The following is a 7,512-nucleotide window of genomic DNA, read 5'->3' as shown; positions in this document are numbered from 1 at the left end:
TTTTTTTCGGAAAAAGTATTGACTTATTAGAAACATGAGGAATATAATGAGTGCAACTTAAAAAAATGCAAGCGTTGATGAAGAAGAGTACACATGATGAACATGTCAGAGAGCTGATGGTTGGTGCGAATCAGTATGGGATTGATGTGGAATGGGCTTCGGAGCTTCCAAACCGAAACGAAAGAAGTAGGCTTTGGCGACATGATCTCATCGATACAAGAGACACGTATTATTTTTTGATACGGCAAAGTGCGTTACATTCGTAACGAATTAAGGTGGCACCACGGGAGTACCCGTCCTTTCTATAGGATGAGTACTCCCTTTTTGTGTACAAAAAATTGTTGAACGCCCTATAAAAATTAAATAAGTTAAATCGTTTAAGTAAGAAGAGTACGTATACTTGGAGACGTTACAGAGAGCCGGGGACAGGTGGGAGCCCGGTACGGTGCCATATACGGAATGGGCTTACGAGAGGTATGCTGAACAATTGTTTTCAGTAGGCAACCCGGGTTCCGCCGTTACAAGGATAAGGTATATATTTTGTACCTGAATAAAGCGGGATGCTTTTGCGTCCAACCTGAGGTGGTACCACGGTAAATTTATCGTCCTCTACATATTTCGATATGTAGGGGACTTTTTTATTTTTCAGAGTGAGGTGAAAGGCATGATGACAAAAGAGGAATTTATGAAGCAAAAAGAACAAGGAAAAACATTTTTAGTAATCGCTGAAGAAGAAGGAGATAGCATTACGCCAATTTCTTTATATAGACGTATGAAAGGGAAGAAGAAGTTTTTACTAGAAAGCTCACAGCTTCATCAAGATAAAGGACGCTATTCTTGCTTAGGATGTAATCCGTATGGTGAAGTGAAAAGTGTTGGTACGGAAGTGGAACGAACGATTTACAGCCAAACAGAAAAGCTGCAAGGTAACGTACTGCAAGTGTTAGAAGAGGTAATCGCACCATCGCTAGTAGAAAGTCCATTCCCATTTTGCGGAGGAGCAGTTGGTTATATCGGTTATGACGTAATTCGGCAGTATGAAAATATAGGAGTAGACTTACATGATCCATTAAATATTCCAGAAGTACACCTTTTACTGTATAGCGAGTTTATCGTTTACGATCATTTACGCCAAAAACTATCGTTTGTATATGTATGCAAGGAAGATGAATCAGCTTCTTATGAGGAAGTATACGAGAGATTGCAACGATACAAAGAAGAAGTGCTAAACGGAGAAGAAGAGAAGGTGAGTGAAGTAATATCATCTTTATCATTCACTTCTTCAGTAACTGAAAAAGAATTTTGTGAAATGGTAGAAACAGCGAAAGAATACATTCGGGCAGGAGATATTTTTCAAGTTGTATTATCCCAGCGTTTGCAAAGTGAATGTAAAGGAGATCCATTTGCATTATACCGGAAACTTCGAATTGCAAATCCATCACCATATATGTTCTATATCGATTTTCAAGATTATGTTGTGCTTGGCTCTTCGCCAGAAAGTTTACTATCAGTAAGAGACGATAAGGTGATGACAAACCCAATTGCCGGTACGAGGCCGAGAGGGAAAACGAAGCAGGAAGATGAGGAAATCGAAAAAGAACTGTTAGGAAATGAGAAAGAGCGGGCGGAGCATATGATGCTTGTGGATCTAGGCCGAAATGATATTGGCAGAGTAAGTGAAATTGGCTCTGTGACAATAGATAAATATATGAAAGTAGAGAAATACTCTCACGTTATGCACATTGTATCTGAAGTTTACGGAACATTGCGAAAACAAATGAGTGGATTTGATGCATTAGCGTATTGTTTACCAGCTGGCACAGTATCAGGCGCTCCGAAAATAAGGGCGATGGAAATTATTAATACGTTAGAGCATGAAAAAAGAAATGTATACGCCGGAGCAGTTGGATATATTTCATTCTCAGGAAATCTTGATATGGCGCTAGCAATTCGAACGATGGTTGTAAAAGATGAGAAAGCGTACGTTCAGGCAGGAGCGGGTATCGTCTACGATTCAGACCCTGTAGCTGAATATGAAGAAACATTAAATAAAGCGAGAGCGCTTTTGGAGGTTATGAAATGATTGTACTGATCGATAATTATGATTCATTCACATATAACTTGTATCAACTATTAGGCGAGTACGAGGAAGAAATTGTTGTAGTAAGAAATGATCAAATAACAATTGAACAATTAGAGGAGATGAAGCCGAAAGGAATTGTGCTATCACCAGGACCTGGAAAACCAGAAGATGCTGGAATTTGTATCGATGTTATTCGTCACTTTTATAAGAACGTTCCCATCTTAGGAATTTGCCTTGGCCATCAAGCAATCATATCCGCATTTGGAGGAGAAATTGTTAGAGCAGAGCGTATTAAACACGGAAAAACATCGCGTGTGAAACATAACGGAACGTCAATCTTTTCGTACGTTACGCAGCCGCTAACAGCGATGCGTTACCATTCACTCGTCGCAGCGCAAAATGGTTTGCCGCAGTGTTTTGACATACTCGCGACAGCGATGGATGACGGAGAAATCATGGCAGTTCGTCACAATTATTATCCGCTCTTCGGATTACAGTTTCACCCAGAATCAATTGCAACAGAAGAAGGCGGAAAGTTAATACGTGCCTTTTTAGCAGAAGTGAAAGAGGAGGAGAGAGTATGAACAGTTATCTTCGAAAGTTAGTAGAGGGACAACATTTAACAGAAGAGGAAATGTATGAAGCGGGACTTCTTTTATTAAGTGACAACATATTGGAAAGTGAAGTTGCAGCTTTCTTAGTATTGCTGAAAGCGAAAGGCGAAACAGCAGAAGAAATATACGGTCTCGTTCGTGCTCTTCGCGAAAAGGCATTACCGTTTTCAAATCATATAAAAGGCGCGATGGACAATTGCGGAACGGGTGGTGACGGTGCGCAAACATTCAATATTAGTACAACATCGGCATTTGTACTTGCCGGAGCTGGTGTAAAGGTTGCGAAACATGGAAACCGCGCTGTTTCTAGTAAAACAGGAAGTGCTGATTTATTAGAAGAACTCGGTGTAAACATTAGTTGTACGCCAGGTGAGATTGACTACTTATTAGAAAATGTAGGGATTGCCTTCTTATTTGCACCAGCGATGCATCCAGCATTAAGACGCATTATGAAAATAAGAAAAGAATTAAACGTTCCGACGATCTTTAACTTAATTGGACCGTTGACGAATCCGGTTAATTTAGAAACACAATTTGTCGGTATTTATAAACGAGATATGTTATTGCCGGTAGCGGAAGTATTGCAGAAACTAGGCAGAAAACAAGCGCTCGTCGTAAACGGAAGTGGATTTTTAGATGAAGCATCATTACAAGGAGAAAACTGCGTCGCTATTTTAAAAGACAATGAAATAATTGAAATGAGTATTGCACCAGAAAACTACGGTTTTTCAAGAGTGAAAAATGAGGAAATTAGAGGCGGAAATTCAAAAGAAAACGCAAAAATTACGCTCGGAGTATTGAGCGGAGAAAAAAGTGTATACCGCGATACCGTTTTACTAAATGCAGGGCTTGCTCTTTTCGCAAACGGAAAAGCGGAAACGATTGAAGAAGGAATTAAACTAGCGGCACATAGCATTGACTCCGGAAAAGCATTAGAAAAATTAAACTTATTAATTACAGCAAGCCATGAAAAATTAGAAAGGGTGAATTAAAGTGGGGACGATTTTAGACAAAATTGTAGAGCAGAAGAAAGTAGAAGTTGCGGAGTTATATGAAACATATTCACCAGTGAAAGAAAAAAGGAAAACACACTCACTTGTAAAAGCTTTAGAGCAATTTACTGTAATCGCCGAGGTAAAGCGAGCGTCTCCATCAAAAGGCGATATAAACTTACACGTTGATGTACCAAAACAAGTAAAAACATATGAAGAATGCGGCGCTGGAGCGGTTTCTGTTTTAACAGACGGTCAATTTTTTAAAGGATCTTTTCACGACTTACAAACTGCAAGAGCAGAAAGTAACATTCCGCTTTTATGCAAAGATTTTATAATTGATAAGATTCAAATTGATAGGGCGTATGAAGCTGGTGCAGATCTTATTTTATTAATCGTTGCAGCATTGTCAAAAGAGAAATTAAAAGAGCTTTATAACTACGTACTAGAAATGGGATTAGAAGCGATAGTTGAAGTTCATGATGAACAGGAATTAGAAATTGCAACCCGATTAAATCCGCACGTTATCGGAATTAATAACCGTAATTTAAAAACGTTTGAAGTAGATTTAAGCCAAACTGAAAAACTCGGAAAACGACTGAATGAGGAAAATCTGCTTTGGATTAGTGAAAGTGGTATTCATTCAAAAGAAGATATCATCAGAGTCAAACGAGCTGGTGCCAAAGGCGTATTAGTCGGAGAAGCGCTTATGACATCATCTTCTATCAGTACCTTTTTTGAAGACTGTAAGGTGAGCATATGAAAGTGAAGATTTGCGGCATCACTGATATGGAAACAGCGAAAAGTGCGTGTGAATATGGCGCAGATGCAATCGGATTCGTTTTTGCAGAAAGTAAACGCCAAATCACTCCAGGGCAAGCGAAAGAAATTATTGGGGAAATTCCAGCACACGTTTTCAAGGTCGGTGTTTTCGTAAATGAATCGGTAGAAGTGATCCAGAAAATTGCAGAGGAGTGCGGGTTAACGCATGTGCAACTACATGGGGATGAAGACAACCATCAAATCAGGAGATTGAATATTCCGTCTATAAAAGCGTTAGGAGTAGCTTTAGAGAAAGATATTGAACATGCGAAAAAATACGAAACAGATTATCTGTTATTTGATAGCCCGAAAGAAAAGTTTTACGGAGGGAATGGTAAGACATTTTCATGGGAGTTACTCGCACATATGCCAAACGAGTTGCGAGAGAAAACGATATTAGCTGGCGGATTAAACGTCATTAATATAGAAGAAGCCATTCAAACCGTTCAGCCATATATGGTCGATGTGAGTAGCGGGGTAGAGACAGAAGGAAAGAAAGATTTGGAGAAAATAAAACAATTTATTAAAAAAGCGAAGGAGTGTTCCAAATGAACTACGCATATCCAGATGAAAAAGGTCATTACGGTATATACGGAGGACGATACGTTCCAGAAACGTTAATGCAATCCGTACTAGAGCTAGAAGAAGCGTATAAAGAAGCGATGCAAGACGAAGCGTTTCAAAAGGAATTAAACCATTATTTACAAACGTACGTTGGAAGAGAAACACCGCTTTATTTCGCTGAAAATATGACGAAGTATTGCGGCGGAGCAAAAATCTATTTGAAACGTGAAGATTTGAACCATACGGGAGCTCATAAAATTAACAATACAATAGGTCAGGCACTTCTTGCGGTAAGAATGGGTAAGAAGAAAGTTGTCGCTGAAACAGGAGCAGGACAACACGGAGTTGCAACAGCTACTGTATGTGCCCTTCTCGGTTTAGAATGCGTCATCTTCATGGGAGAAGAAGATGTGAGACGACAAAAATTAAACGTGTTCCGAATGGAATTACTTGGAGCAAAAGTAGAAAGCGTAGCGGCAGGTAGCGGCACGTTAAAAGATGCGGTGAACGAGGCGCTTCGTTACTGGGTTTCACATGTACACGATACGCACTACATTATGGGATCAGTTCTCGGACCACATCCATTTCCGCAAATTGTTCGTGATTTCCAAAGTGTAATTGGGAAAGAAACGAAAAAGCAATACGAAGCGTTAGAAGGAAAATTACCAGAAGCAGTCGTTGCTTGTATTGGTGGTGGTAGTAATGCAATGGGAATGTTTTATCCGTTCGTACACGATGCAGAAGTTGCTCTTTACGGCGTTGAAGCAGCTGGAAAAGGTGTTCATACAGAAAAGCACGCGGCGACTTTAACGAAAGGAAGCGTCGGTGTTTTACACGGATCGATGATGTATCTTCTGCAAAATGAAGAAGGACAAATTCAAGAAGCGCATTCTATTTCGGCAGGACTGGATTACCCAGGTGTTGGACCAGAACATAGTTTACTAAAAGATATTGGACGCGTTTCTTATCATTCAATCACAGATGACGAAGCGTTAGACGCGTTTCAATTATTAACGAAAAAAGAAGGGATTATCCCGGCATTAGAAAGCTCACATGCTGTCGCATACGCTTTAAAATTAGCGCCGAAAATGAAGAAAGACGAAGGTCTTGTCATTTGCTTATCTGGCCGCGGTGATAAAGATGTAGAGAGTATAAAACGTTATATGGGAGAGGTGTAAAAAATGGGAGTAGAAAAAATTAAAGCAGCGTTTGAAAATGGCAAGAAAGCATTTATTCCGTACGTAATGGGCGGAGATGGTGGACTTGAAAAGTTAAAAGAAAGAATCCGTTTTCTAGATGAAGCAGGAGCAAGCATCGTTGAAATCGGTATTCCGTTTTCAGATCCAGTCGCAGACGGTCCAACTATTCAAAGAGCAGGAAAACGTGCGCTAGATAGCGGTGTAACATTAAAAGGGATTTTTCATGCATTAGCAGAAGTGAGGCAAGAAGTTCAAATTCCATTTGTCCTCATGACATATTTAAATCCAGTACTAGCATTCGGAAAAGAACGTTTCATCGAGAGCTGTCTTGAAGCAGGTGTGGATGGCATTATCGTTCCAGACTTACCGTATGAAGAACAACATATTATTGCGCCGCTTCTACGTGAGGCGAAAATAGCTTTAATTCCACTCGTAACTGTAACAAGCCCAATTGAACGAATCAAGAAAATTACGAGTGAATCACAAGGATTCGTTTACGCCGTTACAGTAGCGGGCGTAACAGGAGTACGTCAAAACTTTAAAAACGAAATTCATAGTTACTTAGAAAAAATAAAATCACACGTTCACTTACCAGTTGTTGCAGGATTCGGTATTTCAACACGAGAGCAAATAGAAGAAATGATTACAATATGTGACGGTGTTGTCGTTGGAAGTAAAGTCATTGAGCTATTAGAAAATGAAAAGCACGAAGAAATATGTGAGTTAATACATGCAGTAAAAGAAACAGAAGAGGCATAAGTCTCTTCTGTTTCTTTTATGTGAAAAGTGTTAAAATATACAGAAAACACTTATAATTTAGAGGTGAGAAGGCATGCTAAGACGGAAACTATTATATCTTCTTTTAACCGTACCACTATACGCTTGGCTCATTAGCATGACGAAAATAGAATTACTAGCTCTGTTTCTAGGGTACTTATTCATCTTCTCTAACCTAAATCGGATTCAAGAGCAATCCATTTTAGAAGTATGTATATTTTCGGTTAGTATAGAATTATTTAGTATCGTTTCGATTGTATTATTAAATGAATTATTCCAATGTATCCATTCATTTGAATTAATGAAACTTGGGAATATTGTATTGCAAGTAATATGTGCTTATATTGTGTTTGTTGTGTTAGACAAAATAATCGGACAGCAGACGGTTTTTCAGGATAAAAGAAAATGGGATTGATTCAAAAAAAGAGCTGTTTGGCTCTTTTTTTAATCTGTTATAAAAT

8 protein-coding genes and 2 other annotated features are annotated in these 7,512 nt (G+C 39.0%); all 8 genes read left to right on the top strand.

Features of this window, described 5'->3' with window-relative positions:
• Positions 1–65 precede the first annotated feature (65 nt).
• Positions 66–304 (top strand) — a binding site (T-box leader).
• A gap of 63 nt (positions 305–367) precedes the next feature.
• Positions 368–613: a binding site (T-box leader), on the top strand.
• A gap of 51 nt (positions 614–664) precedes the next feature.
• Positions 665–2,083 carry an anthranilate synthase component I gene (trpE, locus tag AB3X48_RS14570; RefSeq protein WP_016104196.1) on the top strand — a complete coding sequence of 473 codons (1,419 nt, stop codon included), beginning with the start codon at positions 665–667 and terminating at the stop codon, positions 2,081–2,083.
• A complete protein-coding gene (locus AB3X48_RS14565; RefSeq protein WP_002158848.1) occupies positions 2,080–2,667 on the top strand; it encodes an aminodeoxychorismate/anthranilate synthase component II in 588 nt (195 codons plus the stop codon). The genes trpE and AB3X48_RS14565 overlap by 4 nt, the downstream gene beginning before the upstream one ends.
• Complete coding sequence (gene trpD / locus AB3X48_RS14560; protein WP_016104197.1) at positions 2,664–3,689, top strand: anthranilate phosphoribosyltransferase; 1,026 nt, start codon at positions 2,664–2,666, stop codon at positions 3,687–3,689. The genes AB3X48_RS14565 and trpD overlap by 4 nt, the downstream gene beginning before the upstream one ends.
• A gap of 1 nt (position 3,690) precedes the next feature.
• A complete protein-coding gene (trpC, locus tag AB3X48_RS14555; protein ID WP_002158846.1) occupies positions 3,691–4,452 on the top strand; it encodes an indole-3-glycerol phosphate synthase TrpC in 762 nt (253 codons plus the stop codon).
• A complete protein-coding gene (locus tag AB3X48_RS14550; RefSeq protein ID WP_016104198.1) occupies positions 4,449–5,063 on the top strand; it encodes a phosphoribosylanthranilate isomerase in 615 nt (204 codons plus the stop codon). The genes trpC and AB3X48_RS14550 overlap by 4 nt, the downstream gene beginning before the upstream one ends.
• Positions 5,060–6,253, top strand: coding sequence for a tryptophan synthase subunit beta (gene trpB / locus AB3X48_RS14545; protein WP_016104199.1), 1,194 nt, complete (start codon positions 5,060–5,062; stop codon positions 6,251–6,253). The genes AB3X48_RS14550 and trpB overlap by 4 nt, the downstream gene beginning before the upstream one ends.
• Positions 6,254–6,256: 3 nt before the next feature.
• Positions 6,257–7,033 (top strand): tryptophan synthase subunit alpha, encoded by a 777-nt coding sequence (trpA, locus tag AB3X48_RS14540; protein ID WP_088098810.1) that lies wholly within the window; start codon positions 6,257–6,259, stop codon positions 7,031–7,033.
• Between the two features lie 73 nt (positions 7,034–7,106).
• Positions 7,107–7,466 (top strand): DUF4029 domain-containing protein, encoded by a 360-nt coding sequence (locus AB3X48_RS14535; protein ID WP_088098811.1) that lies wholly within the window; start codon positions 7,107–7,109, stop codon positions 7,464–7,466.
• Positions 7,467–7,512 lie beyond the last annotated feature (46 nt).

It is taken from the genome of Bacillus sp. S4, assembly GCF_040838205.1.
In the GTDB taxonomy this organism is placed as follows: Bacteria; Bacillota; Bacilli; order Bacillales; family Bacillaceae_G; genus Bacillus_A; species Bacillus_A cereus_U.
This window is presented reverse-complemented; position numbering and strand designations above follow the sequence as displayed.

Coding starts and splice junctions, on each gene's coding strand:
- AB3X48_RS14550 (WP_016104198.1), top strand. CDS start 4,449: ATGAAAGTGAAGATTTGCGGCATCACTGATATGGAAACAGCGAAAAGT.
- AB3X48_RS14535 (WP_088098811.1), top strand. CDS start 7,107: ATGCTAAGACGGAAACTATTATATCTTCTTTTAACCGTACCACTATAC.
- AB3X48_RS14565 (WP_002158848.1), top strand. CDS start 2,080: ATGATTGTACTGATCGATAATTATGATTCATTCACATATAACTTGTAT.
- trpA (WP_088098810.1), top strand. CDS start 6,257: ATGGGAGTAGAAAAAATTAAAGCAGCGTTTGAAAATGGCAAGAAAGCA.
- trpE (WP_016104196.1), top strand. CDS start 665: ATGATGACAAAAGAGGAATTTATGAAGCAAAAAGAACAAGGAAAAACA.
- trpD (WP_016104197.1), top strand. CDS start 2,664: ATGAACAGTTATCTTCGAAAGTTAGTAGAGGGACAACATTTAACAGAA.
- trpB (WP_016104199.1), top strand. CDS start 5,060: ATGAACTACGCATATCCAGATGAAAAAGGTCATTACGGTATATACGGA.